General features: G+C 52.9%; 14 protein-coding genes and 1 pseudogene. 9 read left to right on the top strand and 6 right to left on the bottom strand.

Annotated elements, in window-relative coordinates; translation table 11 throughout:
- Positions 1–402 precede the first annotated feature (402 nt).
- From dapB to kefC, 6 genes and pseudogenes are all read left to right on the top strand, one after another.
- A complete protein-coding gene (gene dapB, locus ABIC79_RS08865; RefSeq protein ID WP_112151003.1) occupies positions 403–1,224 on the top strand; it encodes a 4-hydroxy-tetrahydrodipicolinate reductase in 822 nt (273 codons plus the stop codon).
- Positions 1,225–1,701: 477 nt separating this feature from the next.
- Positions 1,702–2,853, top strand: a complete 1,152-nt coding sequence (gene carA, locus ABIC79_RS08870; protein WP_013577055.1) for a glutamine-hydrolyzing carbamoyl-phosphate synthase small subunit — start codon at positions 1,702–1,704, stop codon at positions 2,851–2,853.
- A gap of 16 nt (positions 2,854–2,869) precedes the next feature.
- Positions 2,870–6,094 (top strand): carbamoyl-phosphate synthase large subunit, encoded by a 3,225-nt coding sequence (gene carB / locus ABIC79_RS08875; RefSeq protein WP_037033457.1) that lies wholly within the window; start codon positions 2,870–2,872, stop codon positions 6,092–6,094.
- Between the two features lie 335 nt (positions 6,095–6,429).
- A pseudogene (locus tag ABIC79_RS08880) lies at positions 6,430–9,020 on the top strand (glycosyl hydrolase family 18 protein).
- Between the two features lie 118 nt (positions 9,021–9,138).
- Positions 9,139–9,693 (top strand): glutathione-regulated potassium-efflux system oxidoreductase KefF, encoded by a 555-nt coding sequence (kefF, locus tag ABIC79_RS08885; protein ID WP_013577052.1) that lies wholly within the window; start codon positions 9,139–9,141, stop codon positions 9,691–9,693.
- Entirely contained in the window at positions 9,686–11,539 is a 1,854-nt protein-coding gene (gene kefC, locus ABIC79_RS08890) for a glutathione-regulated potassium-efflux system protein KefC (protein ID WP_037033455.1), read from the top strand. The genes kefF and kefC overlap by 8 nt, the downstream gene beginning before the upstream one ends.
- Before the next feature lie 55 nt (positions 11,540–11,594).
- Here the strand turns inward: kefC and ABIC79_RS08895 are convergent, their stop codons facing one another.
- Positions 11,595–12,209 (bottom strand): LysE family translocator, encoded by a 615-nt coding sequence (locus ABIC79_RS08895; RefSeq protein ID WP_013577050.1) that lies wholly within the window; start codon positions 12,207–12,209, stop codon positions 11,595–11,597.
- 104 nt (positions 12,210–12,313) lie between these two features.
- Between ABIC79_RS08895 and ABIC79_RS08900 the strand changes: the two genes are divergently transcribed.
- The 3 genes from ABIC79_RS08900 (at position 12,314) to folA (ending at position 14,339) form a co-directional block, all read left to right on the top strand.
- Positions 12,314–13,123: a threonine/serine exporter family protein gene (locus ABIC79_RS08900; RefSeq protein WP_037033454.1), complete on the top strand. Its 810-nt coding sequence runs from the start codon at positions 12,314–12,316 to the stop codon at positions 13,121–13,123.
- Positions 13,120–13,584 (top strand): threonine/serine exporter, encoded by a 465-nt coding sequence (locus ABIC79_RS08905; protein WP_037033453.1) that lies wholly within the window; start codon positions 13,120–13,122, stop codon positions 13,582–13,584. The genes ABIC79_RS08900 and ABIC79_RS08905 overlap by 4 nt, the downstream gene beginning before the upstream one ends.
- A 269-nt stretch (positions 13,585–13,853) precedes the next feature.
- Entirely contained in the window at positions 13,854–14,339 is a 486-nt protein-coding gene (gene folA / locus ABIC79_RS08910; protein WP_013577047.1) for a type 3 dihydrofolate reductase, read from the top strand.
- An 82-nt stretch (positions 14,340–14,421) separates the two neighbouring features.
- Here the strand turns inward: folA and apaH are convergent, their stop codons facing one another.
- Genes apaH through surA form a run of 5 tightly spaced genes read right to left on the bottom strand, consistent with a single transcriptional unit; the run spans position 14,422 to position 18,789 of the window.
- Complete coding sequence (gene apaH / locus ABIC79_RS08915) at positions 14,422–15,276, bottom strand: bis(5'-nucleosyl)-tetraphosphatase (symmetrical) ApaH (RefSeq protein WP_013577046.1); 855 nt, start codon at positions 15,274–15,276, stop codon at positions 14,422–14,424.
- 5 nt (positions 15,277–15,281) lie between these two features.
- The gene (apaG, locus tag ABIC79_RS08920) at positions 15,282–15,659 is read right to left on the bottom strand and encodes a Co2+/Mg2+ efflux facilitator ApaG/CorD (protein WP_013577045.1); all 378 of its coding nucleotides are present in this window, start codon (positions 15,657–15,659) and stop codon (positions 15,282–15,284) included.
- A 4-nt stretch (positions 15,660–15,663) separates the two neighbouring features.
- A complete protein-coding gene (gene rsmA, locus ABIC79_RS08925; RefSeq protein WP_112197249.1) occupies positions 15,664–16,491 on the bottom strand; it encodes a 16S rRNA (adenine(1518)-N(6)/adenine(1519)-N(6))-dimethyltransferase RsmA in 828 nt (275 codons plus the stop codon).
- A 5-nt stretch (positions 16,492–16,496) separates the two neighbouring features.
- Entirely contained in the window at positions 16,497–17,504 is a 1,008-nt protein-coding gene (pdxA, locus tag ABIC79_RS08930; RefSeq protein ID WP_119262258.1) for a 4-hydroxythreonine-4-phosphate dehydrogenase PdxA, read from the bottom strand.
- On the bottom strand, positions 17,494–18,789 hold the full coding sequence (surA, locus tag ABIC79_RS08935; protein ID WP_013577042.1) for a peptidylprolyl isomerase SurA: 1,296 nt from the start codon (positions 18,787–18,789) through the stop codon (positions 17,494–17,496). Before surA ends, pdxA begins: the two co-directional genes overlap by 11 nt.
- Positions 18,790–18,799 lie beyond the last annotated feature (10 nt).

The raw sequence follows: 18,799 nt of genomic DNA on the forward strand, positions 1-18,799 counted from the left end.
CAAGGATGTGAATACGCGTTTTCAGAAATCACCGTCATATTCTTCTTTCTCCTTTAATACATATTGTCAGACGGTGCCCTGGGGGAGAGTGATAAAATCAGTGTCGCGAAAGATGCAGGGAGAAGGGCGGACGAAAGCTGAAACTTATGCACTACATTGCATGGTTATGCGAGCCGCGTTAAGGCGGGCTTTTTGGTGTTTTTTTGTCCGTTAGTTCCAGTTTTGCCAGTCGTTTAACACAAAATCACAGATTGCGTAACCTGAAACCAGATGGCTTTTACTGATATTAACGGGGCTGTATCATAATTTTCTAATTATGAGGCAATTTTGCTGGCTCCCAGATCGCGGGGTCGATAACCTGATTCTGTTTCACGGCAGAACCACAAAAAGAAGAGAGTAATTATGAGTAACGCTGATATTCGCATGGCTGTTGTTGGCGCGGGTGGCCGTATGGGCCGGCAGCTGATTCAGGCCATCTCTGACGCCGAAGGCGTGGTGTTGGGCGCAGCGCTGGAACGTACCGGTTCTTCCTTAGTGGGCACCGATGCGGGTGAACTGGCTGGCGTGGGTACTGCTGGCATTAAAGTGCATGACAATCTGGATGCCGTGAAGAATGACTTCGATATTTTGATCGACTTCACCCGTCCGGAAGGCACCCTGGCTCATCTGGAATTTTGCCAGAAACACCATAAAGGTATGATTATCGGCACTACGGGCTTTGACGATGCCGGTAAGGCTGCAATTAAGCAGGCTTCTGAGGTCATTCCGGTGGTTTTTGCGGCCAACTTCAGCGTGGGCGTGAATGTTGTCCTCAAGCTGCTGGAAAAAGCGGCCAAAGTCATGGGCGATTACACGGATATTGAAATCGTAGAAGCGCACCACCGTCATAAAGTTGATGCACCATCAGGTACAGCACTGGCAATGGGTGAAGCGATTGCTGATGCGTTAGGGCGTGATCTGAAAGATTGTGCGGTGTATGCCCGTGAAGGTCATACCGGTGAACGTGATCCAAAAAGTATTGGTTTTGCCACCATTCGTGCCGGCGATATCGTCGGTGAACATACCGCGATGTTTGCCGATATCGGGGAGCGTGTTGAGATTACCCATAAGGCTTCCAGCCGTATGACCTTCGCAAATGGCGCAGTTCGTGCAGGAAAATGGCTTTTCTCGCATAAAAGTGGTTTTTATGACATGCGGGATGTCCTTGGTTTAGAAGATTTGTAGTCAACGTTTTAGATGTGATGTGGTTGTTTTGGTCATAATCTTTTGATAAAAGGGCAGTTCCTTGATTGCCCTTCTCTTTTTTATTTAAAATGGCTATTTGGGTTTGTTTTAATTTTGAATCCTGTGTTTTACTGACTTTATCCCGATTTCTCTTGCTGTATTGTTTGTTTTTTGTACTCCCTTGTTTCCCTGAGCTGTAACAAAACTCCTTTCTTCGTCATTTTTCAGACATCCTCTTCCGCAAACGGTTACTATACTGACTTAGGCTGTGTTTTTATGGCAGTGAGAGTCTGTTTTCACTGAGTTGTGCGAAAAACAGAGAAATATTGGCGCTTTTGGTAGACAAACCGAACTGCCATCATTAGAATGCGCGCAATTTGCCAAAAATTGGCTTCGGGAGCGATTTTTGCATTGATTTAGATCGGGTTATCTGAATTAATATGCAGATATTGTGATTTATTATTCTTGGAGGATGCTTTGATAAAGTCAGCGCTATTGGTTCTGGAAGACGGAACCCAATTCCACGGTCGGGCCATCGGGGCAGAAGGGTCGGCAGTGGGGGAAGTGGTCTTCAATACGTCGATGACCGGTTATCAAGAAATCCTCACTGATCCTTCCTATTCCCGCCAGATTGTCACTCTCACTTATCCCCATATCGGTAATGTCGGCACCAATGCCGCTGATGAAGAATCCTCCGCAGTACATGCTCAAGGCCTGGTCATCCGCGATTTACCCCTGATAGCCAGCAACTACCGCAGTGAAGAAAATCTTTCTGATTACCTCAAGCGCAACAATATCGTTGCCATCGCCGATATTGATACCCGCAAACTGACCCGTCTGTTACGCGAAAAAGGCGCACAGAACGGCTGTATTATCGCGGGCGATTCACCGGATGCTGAACTGGCGCTGCAAAAAGCCAAAGCATTCCCGGGCCTGAAAGGCATGGATCTGGCGAAAGAAGTGACCACGACGGAATCTTACCGCTGGCAACAAGGTAGCTGGACTCTGGAAGGCGAACTGCCTGAAGCAAAAAAAGCCGAAGACTTGCCATTCCACGTGGTGGCTTATGACTACGGCGCGAAACGCAATATCCTGCGCATGCTGGTGGATCGCGGATGCCGCCTGACGGTCGTTCCTGCACAGACTCCGGCAGAAGACGTCCTGAAAATGAATCCGGACGGCATCTTCCTGTCCAATGGCCCGGGCGATCCGGAGCCTTGTGATTACGCCATCGCCGCCATCAAAACCTTCCTGGAAACCGACATACCGGTCTTCGGCATCTGCCTCGGCCATCAGTTACTGGCACTCGCCAGCGGCGCGAAGACCGTGAAAATGAAACTCGGCCACCACGGCGGTAACCATCCGGTAAAAGATCTCGATAAAAATATCGTGATGATCACCGCACAGAACCACGGCTTTGCGGTTGATGAATCCGGCCTGCCAGCCAATCTGCGCGTGACGCACAAATCATTGTTTGACCATACGGTGCAGGGTATCCACCGTACCGATAAAGCGGCGTTCAGCTTCCAGGGCCACCCTGAAGCGAGCCCAGGCCCGCACGATGCGGCACCGCTGTTTGACCACTTTATCGAACTGATTGAAGCTTTTCGCACAAACAACGCCAGATAACAGGAGCGAATAAAAAATGCCAAAACGTACAGACATAAAAAGCATCCTGATTCTGGGCGCCGGCCCGATTGTTATCGGCCAGGCTTGTGAATTTGACTACTCCGGCGCACAGGCGTGTAAAGCGCTGCGTGAAGAGGGTTACCGCGTCATTCTGGTGAACTCCAACCCGGCAACGATCATGACTGACCCTGAAATGGCGGATGCGACTTACATCGAGCCGATCCACTGGGAAGTTGTGCGCAAAATTATCGAAAAAGAACGTCCCGATGCCGTGCTGCCAACGATGGGCGGCCAGACCGCACTGAACTGTGCACTGGAACTGGAACGTCAGGGCGTGCTGGAAGAATTCGGTGTGACCATGATTGGCGCGACCGCAGACGCCATTGATAAAGCTGAAGATCGTCGCCGTTTCGACGTGGCGATGAAAAAAATCGGCCTCGACACCGCACGTTCCGGTATTGCACACACGATGGAAGAAGCGCTGGCGGTTGCCGCTGACGTTGGCTTTCCGTGCATCATCCGTCCGTCATTCACTATGGGCGGCACCGGTGGCGGTATTGCGTACAACCGTGAAGAGTTCGAAGAGATTTGCGAACGCGGGCTGGATCTTTCCCCGACCAAAGAGCTGCTGATTGATGAGTCGCTGATTGGCTGGAAAGAGTACGAGATGGAAGTGGTGCGTGATAAAAACGACAACTGCATCATCGTCTGCTCCATTGAAAACTTCGATGCGATGGGCATCCACACCGGTGACTCCATTACCGTGGCGCCAGCGCAGACCCTGACCGACAAAGAATACCAAATCATGCGTAACGCCTCGATGGCGGTGCTGCGTGAAATCGGCGTAGAAACCGGTGGCTCCAACGTTCAGTTCTCGGTGAACCCGAAAAATGGTCGTCTGATTGTTATCGAAATGAACCCGCGTGTCTCCCGTTCCTCAGCCCTGGCCTCCAAAGCGACCGGTTTCCCGATTGCTAAAGTGGCGGCGAAACTGGCGGTGGGTTACACCCTCGATGAGTTGATGAACGATATCACCGGCGGCAAAACGCCAGCGTCGTTTGAACCTTCTATCGACTACGTTGTGACTAAAATCCCTCGCTTCAACTTCGAGAAATTTGCCGGTGCCAACGACCGTCTGACCACGCAGATGAAATCTGTCGGCGAAGTGATGGCGATTGGTCGTACACAGCAGGAATCTCTGCAAAAAGCCTTGCGCGGCCTGGAAGTCGGCGCGAGCGGTTTCGACCCGAAAGTGAGTCTGGATGATCCGGAAGCGCTGACCAAAATTCGTCGTGAACTGAAAGAAGCCGGTGCCGAGCGTATCTGGTATATCGCTGATGCTTTCCGTGCCGGGATGTCTGTTGACGGCATCTTCAACCTGACCAACGTGGACCGCTGGTTCCTGGTGCAGATTGAAGAGCTGGTAAAACTGGAAAATGAAGTGGCCGAGGGCGGCTTCAACATTCTGACCCACGACTACCTGCGCATGCTCAAGCGTAAAGGCTTTGCGGATCTGCGTCTGGCTAAACTGGTCGGCGTGTCAGAAAGCGAAGTGCGCAAACTGCGTCACAAATACAACCTGCACCCGGTCTACAAACGTGTTGATACCTGTGCGGCGGAATTCTCTACCGATACCGCCTACATGTACTCCACGTATGAAGAAGAGTGTGAATCTAACCCGACCAATGATAAGCCAAAAATCATGGTGCTGGGCGGTGGTCCAAACCGTATCGGTCAGGGTATCGAGTTCGATTATTGCTGCGTACACGCCTCGCTGGCGCTGCGTGAAGACGGTTACGAAACCATCATGGTTAACTGTAACCCGGAAACTGTGTCTACCGATTATGATACCTCTGACCGCCTGTACTTCGAATCCGTCACTCTGGAAGACGTGCTGGAAATCGTGCGTATCGAACAGCCGAAAGGCGTGATTGTTCAGTACGGCGGCCAGACTCCGCTGAAACTGGCGCGTGAACTGGAAGCCGCTGGCGTGCCAATTATCGGCACCAGCCCGGATGCCATCGACCGCGCCGAAGACCGTGAACGTTTCCAGCAGGCGGTTAACCGTCTGGGCCTGAAACAACCGGCAAACGCCACAGTCGCGACTATCGAACAGGCTGTTGAGAAAGCTGCGGGTATCGGTTATCCGCTGGTGGTACGTCCGTCTTATGTTCTGGGTGGCCGCGCGATGGAAATCGTATACGACGAAATCGACCTGCGCCGTTACTTCCAGAACGCCGTCAGCGTGTCGAACGACGCACCGGTTCTGCTGGACCGTTTCCTTGACGACGCCGTAGAAGTTGACGTTGATGCTATCTGCGACGGTGAGCGCGTGCTGATTGGCGGTATCATGGAGCACATCGAACAGGCGGGCGTTCACTCCGGTGACTCTGCATGTTCACTGCCGTGCTACACGCTGAGCAAAGAGATTCAGGATGTGATGCGTCAGCAGGTCGAGAAACTGGCCTTCGAGCTGAGCGTTCGCGGCCTGATGAACGTCCAGTTCGCCGTGAAGAACAACGAAGTCTACCTGATTGAAGTCAACCCGCGTGCAGCCCGTACCGTTCCGTTCGTCTCTAAAGCGACCGGTGTACCACTGGCGAAAGTGGCGGCTCGCGTGATGGCAGGTCAGACTCTGGCAGAGCAGGGCATTACCGAAGAAGTCATCCCGCCTTACTACTCCGTGAAAGAAGTGGTGTTGCCGTTCAACAAATTCCCTGGCGTTGACCCGATTCTTGGGCCGGAAATGCGTTCTACCGGTGAAGTGATGGGCGTTGGCCGTACCTTCGCCGAAGCCTTTGCCAAAGCGCAACTGGGAAGCAACTCCGGCATGAAGAAAGCCGGACGCGCACTGTTGTCGGTTCGTGAAGGCGACAAAGGCCGTGTGGTGGATCTGGCCGCGAAACTGCTGAAACGCGGTTTCGAGCTGGATGCGACTCACGGTACTGCGGTAGTGCTGGGCGAAGCCGGGATTAACCCGCGTCTGGTCAACAAGGTGCATGAAGGCCGTCCGCATATTCAGGACCGTATCAAGAACGGCGAATATGTGTATATCGTGAACACCACGGCGGGTCGTCAGGCGATTGAAGACTCCAAGCTTATCCGTCGCAGTGCGCTGCAATACAAAGTGCATTACGACACTACGCTGAACGGTGGTTTCGCGACGGCAATGGCATTATCTTCTGACCCGACTGAACAGGTAATTTCGGTGCAGGAAATGCACGCCAAAATCAGCAAATAAGTATCTTCTGTTTCCATCCGGTCGTTAAGACGCCCGTTCCCGAAAGGGGCGGGCTTTTTTTTATATGTGTTTGGCTAAAATGTTAAATATAATCATTAAATATGTTTATAATTAAAATTATATTTTTTATGTATGAAAGTCTTCATATGAAAGTGAATTTATCATAAGTTATTATTTTAGATCGATATTTTGTGTTAATGTGATGGGTGTCATGATGTTTTAATGTTTAATTATTGTTATGTTTTTGTTCCTGATTTTATACTCGGAGCTTGGGTTAGTTCACATCGAGAATTAACCCTTCTTGCAGCGCTTTCAGTCAAAATGAGGAATTTCACATGTACAAAACACCTGTCACCCTTCTGGCTTTACTCATCGGCGCGGTTCTTGCGCCGGTCTCACAGGCGGCACTTCCCGGAAAGCCGACACTCGGTGCGGATGAAACCACCTTTGCCATCATTGATATCAATCAGTCCGCCTCGGCCTACAATCAACTGGTCACTGTAAAGAATGCGGCGGATGTCACCGTCACCTGGAATTTGTGGACCGGCGATGCGGGGCAGACGGCCAAAGTGTTACTGAACGGTGCGCAGGTCTGGAGCGGCCCTTCCGGCGCAACGGGCAGCGCCACGTTTGCTGTCAATAAAGGCGGGCGCTATCAGTTGCAGGTTGCGTTATGTAACAGCGAAGGCTGTACCACCAGTGACGCCAAACAAATTGTAGTGGCGGATACCGATGGCAGCCATTTGCTACCATTGACCAGCACGCTGAAGGAAAACAACCAGCCTTATAACAATAAATCCGGCAAGGTCGTAGGCGCTTATTTTGTCGAGTGGGGCGTGTACGGTCGCGGGTTCCCGGTGGATAAAATCCCTGCGCAGAACCTGACTCATATCCTGTACGGCTTTACGCCGATTTGCGGCGGGGATGGGATTAACGACAGCTTAAAAAGCATTGAGGGCAGTTTTCAGGCCTTGCAACGCGCCTGTGCAGGGCGTCAGGATTTTAAAGTCGCGATCCATGATCCCTGGGCTGCAGTGCAAATGCCTCAGCAAGGTGTCAGTGAATATTCTGCGCTTTCAAAGGCAATTTCGGCCAGCTGATGGCGCTGAAGAAAGCCTACCCGAATCTGAAAATTGTCCCTTCCATCGGTGGCTGGACGCTATCCGACCCGTTCTATTTCATGAAAGACAAAGCGAAGCGGGATGTTTTTGTGGCCTCGGTGAAGGAGTTTCTGCAAACCTGGAAATTCTGCGACGGTGTGGATATCGACTGGGAATTTCCGGGCGGTGGCGGTGAAAATCCTGCACTGGGCAGCACGGCGGATGGAGATACCTATGTGCAGCTGATGAAAGAGCTGCGGACTATGCTCAATGAATTATCCGCCCAAACCGGAAAAACCTATGAACTGAGTTCGGCGATCAGTGCAGGCCGGGACAAAATTGATAACGTGGATTACAGCGCCGCGCAGCAGTATATGGATCATATTTTCCTGATGAGCTATGACTTCTATGGTGCTTTCTCACTGACGACGCTGGGACACCAAACTGCGTTGTACGGCTCCGCCTCGAAACCCGATACCGATTACACCACCGATCATGGCGTGCAGGCGTTGCTTTCACAGGGTGTGACGCCAGGCAAAATTGTAGTGGGTGCGGCCATGTATGGGCGCGGCTGGACGGGGGTGAAGAATTTCCAGAATAACGATCCTTTCACCGGGACCGCGACCGGCCCGACCGCCGGTACCTGGGAAAATGGCATTCTTGATTACCGTCAGGTGGCGAAACTTAAAGCCAACAGTGACTGGCAGTACAAGTATGATGTCGCAGCTGAAGCACCGTATTTGTGGAAGCCTTCCACCGGCGATTTGATCACTTACGACGACAACCGTTCAGTGGTCGCGAAAGGTAAATATGTTTTGGCTAATCAGCTGGGTGGCCTGTTTGCATGGGAAATTGATGCGGATAATGGCGATATTTTAAATGCCATGCATGAAGGCTTAGGGAATGGCACCGGCGGCGGCACGACGAACCTTGCGCCGCTGGCCAGTGCCGGGACAAATCAGAACGTGACCGGTCCGTTGACCGTGACGCTCGATGGTTCTGCTTCCCGTGATCCGGAAAATGCAGCCCTGACGTATTTGTGGACTAAAGTCTCCGGGCCTGCGGTGACGCTGACCAATGCAGACAAAGCCAAAGCGCAGTTTAACGTCCTTACTACCGCGCAAGATCAGGTGTGGGTATTCCAGCTGAAAGTGACCGATCCGCAAGGGCTGAGCGCCACGGCGCAGGTTCAGGTGACAAACTCGGCGGTTCAGGCGAACCAGCCGCCGGTGGTGACGTTGCCAGCGACCATGGCTGTAACGGCAGGTAATACCTTCGCGCTGGTGGCACAGGCGACGGATGCCAATAACGATCCGCTCACGTATCAGTGGACGTTGCCCGCCGGTCTGAGCGCCAGCTCGCTGACCACCAGCTCCATCAACGTTACCGCTCCGGCGGTCACCAGCAGCACAGTGTATCCGGTCAGTGTGATGGTCAGCGATGGAAAATCATCCACGTCTGCCAGCTTACAACTGACGGTTAACCCGGCGAGCACGGGCGGGTGTGGTGTGACAACGGATCCTGCGGCGGCGCAAGTGCCTGCCTGGGACAGCAGCAAAATCTACAATACCGGCGATGCCGTCAGCTACAACCAGCTGATATGGAAGGCGAAATACTGGACACAAAACAACCCGCCATCGCGCAGCAGCGATCAGTGGCAACTCGTCAGCAATATCACATTGCCTTACGACAATGCGGCCACCTATGTTCAGGGGGAAATGGCCACTTACGGCGGCCATAACTGGAAAGCGAAGGTCTGGACTCGGGGTGTCACGCCGGTTGCAGGTGACAACTGGCTGGATCTCGGGGCAGTCAGTTGTCCGTGAATCCTTTCATGTAAATCGACAGGGCCTGAGGGCCCTGTTTTTCATCGTATTTACGGCAGTTAATAAATGTTAAAAATACTTTATGATGAATGCATATTTTGTCGATATGAGTTCACAGATGATTTTAATAATTTACGCCCATCCCTATCCGCGCCATTCAAGAGCCAATCAGGGGCTGCTGTCGGCAGTCAGTGATTTGCCCAACGTCGAAGTGCGTTCGCTCTACGACCTCTATCCTGATTTCAATATCGACATTGCCGCTGAACAGAAAGCCGTTGAACGTGCAGATCTGGTGGTCTTCCAGCATCCGCTCCAATGGTACAGCTTGCCGCCACTGATGAAACTGTGGATCGACAAAGTGCTCGAGCACGGCTGGGCGTACGGCCATGAAGGCAATGCCTTAAATGGCAAACATTGCTTGTGGGCGGTAACGACCGGCGGTAACGAGCACCATTTCGAGCTGGGTGATCACCCCGATTTTGACGTGCTGGCGCAGCCGTTACAGGCGACAGCCATTTATTGCGGCATGCACTGGCTGCCGTATTTCGCCGTGCACAACACCTTCATTTGCGATGAAGTGGCGCTGAAAGCGGCGGGAGAAGAATACCGCCGTCGTTTAACCGCCTGCCTGAGTCTGAAAGAAGGCTGCCCGCCGGAGGTGAGCCTTGGATAACCATAACCTGATGATTGAAGGCCTGATTTATCTCGGCTCGGCGGCGCTGTTTGTGCCGATTGCGGTACGTCTGGGTCTGGGTTCTGTGCTCGGTTACCTGATTGCGGGCTGCATTATCGGCCCGTGGGGGCTGAAACTGGTCTCTGATGCCGAATCAATTCTGACCTTTGCGGAGATCGGCGTGGTGCTGATGCTGTTTGTCATCGGACTTGAGCTGGATCCCAAACGGTTGTGGACGATGCGTGCCTCGGTTTTCGGCGGCGGCAGCATTCAGATGGTGGGCTGCGGCGCAGTGCTCAGCGCATTCTGTTATTTCCTCGGACTGGACTGGAAAATCGCCCTGTTGATCGGCCTGACGCTGGCGCTTTCTTCAACGGCCATTGCCATGCAGGCGATGAGTGAGCGCAGCCTGACGGCTTCACCCATTGGCCGTAGCGCCTTTGCGGTGTTGCTGTTCCAGGATATCGCCGCCATCCCGCTGGTGGCGATGATCCCCTTACTGGCGAGCACCGGCGAAGCCACAACGCTGATGAGTTTTGGTTTGTCAGCGGCAAAAGTAGCCGGTGCGTTGGTGCTGGTGGTGTTGCTCGGGCGCTATGTTACGCGGCCCTTGCTGCACTTCGTGGCGCGCTCCGGCATGCGTGAAGTGTTCAGTGCCGTTGCGCTGTTTCTGGTATTCGGCTTCGGTATTCTGCTGGAAATGGCCGGTATGTCGATGGCGATGGGCGCATTTCTGGCGGGTGTCTTGCTGGCAAGTTCTGAATACCGTCACGCGCTGGAAAGCGATATCCAGCCGTTCAAAGGTCTGCTGCTCGGCTTGTTCTTTATCGGCGTCGGCATGTCTATTGACTTCGGCACGCTGGTCCATCAGCCGCTGCTTATTGCCACATTGCTGGTCGGTTTTATGGCGCTGAAAGCCGCCTTGTTGTGGCTGGTTGCGCCGTGGCTGGGTGTGCCGAAAAAGCAGCGCGGCCTGTTTGCCATCTTAATCGGGCAGGGCAGTGAGTTCGCGTTTGTGATTTTCAGCACCGCTCAAATGGCAGGTGTGTTGCCGGTAGAATGGTCGAAAGCTCTGACGCTGGCCGTGGCGCTTTCCATGGCGGTGACGCCATTGCTGCTGGTACTGTCCGCGCGCCTTGAGCGCAATGCGCCGAAAGATGACCGTCCGCATGACACCATTGATGATGAGAACGCGCAGGTAATTATTGCCGGTTTCGGGCGCTTTGGTCAGATTGCCGGTCGTTTGCTGCTGGCAAATAACGTCCACACGGTGGTCCTGGATCACGATCCGGATCACATCGAAACGCTGCGTAAATTTGGCACCAAAGTGTTTTACGGCGACGCCACACGCGTTGATTTGCTGGAGTCCGCCGGTGCCGCGCAGGCGAAGGTTCTGATTAATGCCATCGACGATGTGGAAGCCAACCTTCAGCTGACGGCGCTGGCGAAAGAGCATTTCCCGAATCTGAAAGTAATTGCCCGCGCCCGTGATGTCGATCACTGGTATCAGTTGCGTCAGTTGGGTGTCGAAGCGCCGGAACGTGAACTGTTTGAAGGCTCCTTGCGCGTCGGCCGCGATGTGCTGGAGGCGCTGGGGCTGGATGCGTATGAAGCCCGCGAGAAGGCAGATCTGTTCCGCCGCTATAACCTGAAAATGCTGGAGGCTACTATCGAGAATTACGAAGATACTGAGTTCCGTATCGCCAGCATGCAGCGTGCGAAAGATATGCTGACAGCCGCTATCGAGCAGGATCAGGAGCGTCTGGCTTCTGGTCAGCAACAGGGCTGGCGTGGCAGTATTGACGGAAAAGCGCCTGAGAAAGAGGTGATTGAAGCGAAGGGCTAAGCCGCCGTTAAAACAGAAAACCGGTGCCTGATGCACCGGTTTTTTCTTTCTGAACTCAGCTCAGTGCGACTTTAATGCCCAAACCGATCAGTACACCGCCCAGCAGTTTATCGATAAGTTTCTGCGCTTTCGCCAGACCACGACGCACCGGCGGGCTCTGGATAAGTAACGCCAGCGAAGGCCACCAAATGGCCGACAAACCGACGATTATAGAGGCGTACCACAGCTTTTCACCGAAGGTGGAGTTAATCTGCAAGACCTGCGTAAACATCGCCAGGAAGAAAAGTGTCGCTTTTGGATTGAGCAGGTTACACAGATAACCCTGCACGAACGCGGTGCGTAGTTTTACCTGCTGTGGCTCCAGTCCGTCGAGGTTCATTTTGCTGTTGCTGCGCGAAAACAACGCCTGAATACCGACCCAGATCAGATAAGCCGCACCGACGTATTTCAGTAAATCAAATAACCACGGCGTGGTGGTGATCACCACTGCCAGACCGGCCACGCAGTAAGACATATGCGTAATCACACCACAAATAACACCCAGTGACGTCATGAGTGCCGCGATGCGCGGATAGCGGGCCGCATTTTTGATGACCAGAAAGAAATCGGGACCGGGAGAAAGCATGCCGAGGAAGGCGATACTGGCAACAAAAAGGGTGGTTTCAAGCATGAAAATAACCGTCGTCAATGTTCGGAACAAAAGAAGGCGGCATGATACGCCAATCCTCAGTAAGTTAAATCACTCTTATTGCTTTTTTGCGGGCGGTGAATGGTATGCAGGATCCGGTCATAGAATACCCGGTGCGTGAAAGCCCCGAGGCGCATCATCAACGTGAAATTACCCGTTTGTGCATCGAATGTGCCCTGATGCTGTTGCAGCATGGTGCCGAAAGTATGCTGGTCGAACAGCTGTCGGCGAGGCTTGGCGTCGCGCTGGGAATGGACCGGGTGGAAAGCTCGATCTCCGCCAATGCCATTGTGCTCAGCACCTTAAGCGGCGGTTATTGTCTGACCTCGACGCGTAAAAATGTTGACCGCGGGATCAACATGCAGGTTGTGACACAAGTCCAACATACGGTGATCCTGGCCGAGCATAAACTGCTCGACAGTCAGCTGGTGGCAAAACGCCTGCAAAAAATCAAACCGCTGCGGTATCCGCGCTGGCTGATGATCCTGATGGTGGCGCTCTCCTGCGGGTGTTTCAGCAAACTTAATGGTGGCGGCTGGGATGCATTCATTGTCACTTTTTTTGCCAGCGGCGTCGCCATGGCCGTACGCCAGAGCCTTACTGCACGGCATATGAATCCGCTCATCAACTTTTGCTGCACGGCATTCGTGGCGACTTCCATTTCAGGGTTGCTGTTGCGGCTGGGCATTTTTCAGCAGTCATCAAACGTCGCAATGGCTGCCAGCGTGTTATTGCTGGTGCCGGGGTTTCCGCTGATTAATGCCGTGGCGGATATGTTCAAAGGGCATGTGAATACCGGACTGGCGCGCTGGACTATGGCCAGCCTGCTGACACTGGCGACCTGCATTGGTGTGGTCATGGCAATGGCATTGTGGGGTTTACGGGGGTGGTCATGAGCCTTTTATGGGCACTGATTCAGGATATGCTTTTCGCTGCCGTGCCCGCACTGGGCTTTGCGATGGTGTTTAATGTGCCGCCGCGGGCATTACGTTATTGCGCACTGCTCGGCGCAGTTGGCCATGGCACGAGGATGTTGCTGATCCACGGCGGGATAAACATCGAATGGGCCTCCCTGCTGGCAGCTATACTGATTGGCATTATGGGCATTCGATGGTCACGCTGGTTACTGGCGCATCCTAAAGTTTTCACCGTTGCCGCTGTTATACCGATGTTCCCCGGCATTTCTGCCTACACGGCGATGATCTCAGTCGTGGAGATTTCGCATCTGGGCTACAGCGAAGCATTGCTATCGACGGCACTCACCAATTTTCTGAAAGCCAGTTTTATCGTCGGGGCATTATCTATCGGATTATCGTTACCGGGATTGTGGCTGTACCGTAAACGCCCCGGTGTGTAAGCGTTGTTGTACAACGTGGAGCTACCATGCAAAAAAACAGGTGAGCGCTTCAGCATTTTCGACTGGATTACGGCGGTACCTTCCTGCTTTTGAGCGTCCTTTACCGCCGGAACCGCTACTTTTGGCGGGGAATATCCCGGCAGGGTAAGAGCTCTCTTATATCTTTGTAAAGCGTGGGTCTCCCTATCGACGGCTGATGGGGCTTTCCGTATAGTGGCAGCTCTTTTTTGGGGTCACGCACAAATCCTTTTTCTACACAGGGCTTCACAATGATTATTAGCCTGATCGCCGCACTGGCGACCGATCGCGTTATTGGCATGGAAAACGCTATGCCTTGGCATTTACCTGGTGATCTGGCCTGGTTTAAGCGTAATACGCTCAACAAACCCGTCATCATGGGGCGAAAGACGTTTGAGTCAATCGGACGCCCGTTGCCTGGCCGGCTGAATATTGTCATCAGCTCTAAACCGGGCGAGCATGAAGGTGTGACCTGGGTAACGTCTGTTGACGCTGCGCTGGCGGCTGCCGGCGATGTGGAAGAAGTGATGGTGATGGGGGGCGGCCGCGTGTATGAGCAACTGCTGCCGAAGGCCAATCGTTTATATCTGACTCACATTGATGCCGAAGTCGAAGGGGATACACATTTCCCTGATTATGAGCCGGATGACTGGGAAAGCACATTCAGCGAATTCCACGATGCGGATGAGCAGAACTCTCATGGTTATTGCTTCGAAATCCTTGATCGCCGCGCCTGATCCTACGGCTGCGCGAGCCGTGTGACAATAAAAAGGCACCCTTTGCAGGTGCCTTTTTGCTGTCTGAATGTCCGCTGTTTGATCAAACGGCTTTCGGGATTTCAGAGTGCTGTTTTTCGCTCTGGCGGTTTGAAGGCTGGGCGAAGTAGGTTTTGTCTTCCCAGCGCAGCATGGTCAGGTCACCGCCCCAGCAGCAGCCGGTATCCAGCGCATAAATGCCTTCCGGCGTGCCTTTCCCTTCCAGTGATGCCCAGTGTCCGAACGCAATACTGTAGCCTGCTTCCTGTAAAGGCCCCGGAATATCAAACCAGGGTTTCAGCGGCTTCGGCGCGTTTTCCGGGATATCTTTGCAGATCATATCCAGTTGTCCGTTCGGGAAGCAATAACGCATGCGGGTGAAAGCATTGGTGCTGAAACGCAAACGCGCCAGACCCGTCAGTTCAGGATGCCAGTTGTTCGGCATATCGCCATACATCGCATCCAGAAACAGCGGATAAGTATCGCTGCTCAGGACGGCTTCCACTTCACGGGCGCACATTTGAGCGGTGTCGAGATCCCATTGCGGCGTGATCCCTGCGTGGGCCATGACCAGCTTCAGATCTTCATCAACCTGCAGTACCGGCTGGCGGCGCAACCAGTTGATCAGTTCGTCAGCGTCTTCGGCTTCAAGCAAGGGCGTGATGCGGTCTTTCGGTTTGTTGAAACTGATCCCCGCGTAAACCGCCAGCAGATGCAGATCGTGGTTACCGAGCACCATCCGGACACAATCCCCCAAACCGCTGACAAAACGCAGCACTTCGAGCGAGGACGGACCGCGGGCGACTAAATCACCCGTCAGCCACAGGACATCGTTTTGCGGATTAAAATCCACCTGCGCCAATAGCGCCTTGAGTTCATCGATGCAGCCGTGAACATCACCAATAAGATATGTCGACATGAGGATTAATTTATCAGCGTAGGGATGGCGAGGCGGAAGACCGGAACAGGCACACGGAAGGTTTCACCGTCTTGTGCGACCATTTCATAATGGCCTTCCATCGTGCCCAGTGGCGTTTCTAAAATGGCGCCGCTGGTATAGTAAAATTCATTGCCTGGCAGGATCAGCGGTTGTTCACCGATGACCCCTTCACCCTGGACTTCAGTCTGGCGACCGTTACTGTTGGTTATCAGCCAGTAACGGCGAAGCAGTTGCACATTAAAACGCCCCAGATTGCGGATGGTGATGGTGTAAGCGAAGACAAAACGTTCTTCTTCGGGTATCGACTGTGACTCAACGTAGATACTTTGCACCTGAACACAAACGCGGGGCGAATTAAGCATAACGCTACTCCTGAAGTTCCGGGGTTTTAGGTCGTGTGGACAACCAGTTAGCCAGTTTACAGAATTGCTCTACAGAAATATTTTCAGCACGCATGCTGAGATCTAAACCCAGTTCGGTCATTTGTTCAGAAGTGAACAGGTGGCCGAGGCTGTTACGCACTGTTTTACGACGCTGGTTGAAAGCATCCGTGGTCAGACGGCTCAGAATGCGAATATCAGGCACCGGATATGGGATCACTTCATGCGGCACTAAACGTACCACAGCGGATTCCACTTTAGGCGCCGGTGTGAAGGATTCTGGTGGAACTTCCAGAACCGGGATCACATTGCAGTAATATTGCGCCATCACCGTTAAACGACCATACGCTTTGCTGTTCGGGCCTGCAACCAGACGGTTTACCACTTCCTTCTGCAACATAAAATGCATGTCTTTGATGGCGTTGGTATAAGTGAACAAATGGAACATCAGCGGCGTAGAAATGTTGTACGGCAGGTTACCAAAGACACGCAGCGGCTGACCGAGCTCTTCAGACAGTTCGCCGAAATTGATTTTCATCGCATCAGACTGGATGACCCGCAGTTTGCCCTGAAACTTAGGGTTATTTTCCAGACGCGTTGCCAGATCGCGGTCGAGTTCGATGACCGTCATGCTGTCCAGGCGCGAAGCAACAGGCTCAGTTAACGCCGCCAGACCGGGACCGATTTCAACGACAGCCTCGCCCGGCATAGGGTGAATGGCCGACACGATGCTATCGATAACAAACTGATCGGTTAAGAAGTTTTGCCCAAAACGTTTACGGGCAAAGTGACCTTGGTGGACTCTACTATTCATTGTTGTTATTTATCGTTGCTGTTATTTGCCATGTGAATGGCGAGATTTATTGCTGTCTTGAAACTGCCCGCATCGGCGGTGCCGGTGGCGGCGAGTTCAAGGGCGGTACCGTGATCAACGGAAGTCCGGATAAAAGGCAGGCCGAGTGTGATATTCACTGCGCGACCAAATCCCTGATATTTTAGCACCGGAAGGCCCTGATCGTGATACATCGATAAAACAGCATCGGCATGTTGCAGATATTTAGGCTGGAATAACGTATCAGCGGGCAGCGGGCCGATGAGATTCATCCCTTGCTGGCGCAGTTCGTCCAGTGCAGGAATGATAATGTCGATCTCTTCGTGCCCCATGTGGCCACCTTCGCCGGCATGTGGATTCAGGCCACACACATAAATTTGCGGCTCGGTAATACCAAATTTGGTTTTCAGATCATGATGCAAAATGGTGATGACTTCATGCAGACACTGGCGGGTAATCGCGCCAGGCACTGCCAGCAAAGGCAAATGCGTGGTCGCCAGCGCAACGCGCAACTCTTCGGTTGCCAGCATCATCACAACACGGTCGCAATGGCTGCGGTCAGCAAAGAATTCGGTATGGCCGATGAAGGGAATTCCGGCATCGTTGATAATGCTTTTTTGAACCGGGCCGGTGATCAGTGCAGCGAATTCACCGCTGATAGCACCGTCGCAGGCACGTGCCAGCGTTTCCACCACGTAGGGCGCATTAGCCACATCAAGTTTACCTGCGGTCACCGGGACGGCGAGTTTAACAGGCAAAACGGTCAATGTGCCCGCAGCCTGAGGCTCTGGCGGACGCGCTCTCTGATAATCGCGTAAGCGGATATTCAGGCCGAGTTTCTCAGCACGTTCAAGCAGTAAGGCCGGATCGGCACAGACCACTAACTCAACAGGCCATGCCTGCTGAGCCAGCGCCAGTACCAGATCCGGCCCAACCCCGGCCGGTTCGCCGGGGGTAATGACCACAGATTTTGTCACGGAAGTATTATTTTCCATTCCCATCCATAATTTTCACATACGCTTCAGCACGTTGTTCCTGCATCCATGTCTGGGCTTCTTCCGCAAATTTGCGGTTGAACAGCATGCGGTAAGCACGTTCTTTCTGTGCCGCATCTGTTTTATCGACCTGACGGGTGTCGATAAGTTGGATCAAGTGCCAGCCAAACGAAGAGTGAACCGGTGCACTGATTTCGCCTTTTTTCAGGTTCATCAACGCATCACGGAATGCAGGATCGTACATATCTGGTGACGCCCAACCTAAATCGCCGCCCTGATTAGCAGAGCCAGGATCCTGAGAAAGCTGTTTGGCTTCATCAGCGAATGTGGCTTTACCGCTCTTAATATCAGCCGCAACCTGTTCCAGTTTCGCCCGCGCCTGCGCATCCGTCATTACGACAGAAGGTTTCAGCAGGATGTGACGGGCGTGAACCTCGGTGACAGAAACCGTTTTATTGTCGCCACGGATATCGTTCACTTTCAGAATGTGGAAACCAACACCAGAACGAATCGGGCCAATGACCTGGCCTTTCTGAGCGGTGCTTAACGCCTGAGCAAACAGGGAAGGCAGTTCCTGCAATTTGCCCCAGCCCATGTTGCCGCCTTTCAGTGCCTGGGAATCAGCCGAGTAGGTGATAGCCAGTTTGCCAAAGTCCGCACCATTGTTCAGATCAGCAACAATTTTCTTCGCCAGCTGTTCTGCAGAATCAACCTGATCCTGAGTTGGGTTTTCTGGCAGTGGCAACAGAATATGGCTGAGGTTGAATTCAGCACCGCTGCCGTTTTGCGCCGCAACCTGTTTGGCAAGCTGATCCACTTCCTGAGGCAGTATGGTGACACGGCGACGCACTTCACTGTTACGTACTTCGCTGATGATCATTTCCTTGCGAATCTGCGTACGGTAAGTGCTGTAGTTCATTCCGTCATAAGCCAGACGGCTGCGCAGTTGATCAACAGAAATGTTGTTTTGCTGTGCAATACCTGCAATGGCTTTATCCACGTCCTGATCGGTTGGCGTGATGCCCATTCGGGTCGCCATTTGTAACTGGATCTGATCCATGATCAAACGGTCGAGGATCTGGTGACGCAGAGTCGCATCATCCGGCAACTGCTGTTTAGCCTGCTGTGCCTGCTGTTTTACAGAATTAAACAAGCTATCAACGTCACTTTGCAATACCACGCCGTTGTTAACGACGGCGGCAACTTTATCAACTTCCTGAGGGGCAGCAAACGCAGTGCTGGCACAAAGCGTCACGCCGAGGAGAAGTGTTCTCCAGTTCTTCATACTTTTTCCA

Source organism: Rahnella sp. 2050 (assembly GCF_040544515.1).
GTDB classification, from domain to species: domain Bacteria; phylum Pseudomonadota; class Gammaproteobacteria; order Enterobacterales; family Enterobacteriaceae; genus Rahnella; species Rahnella aceris.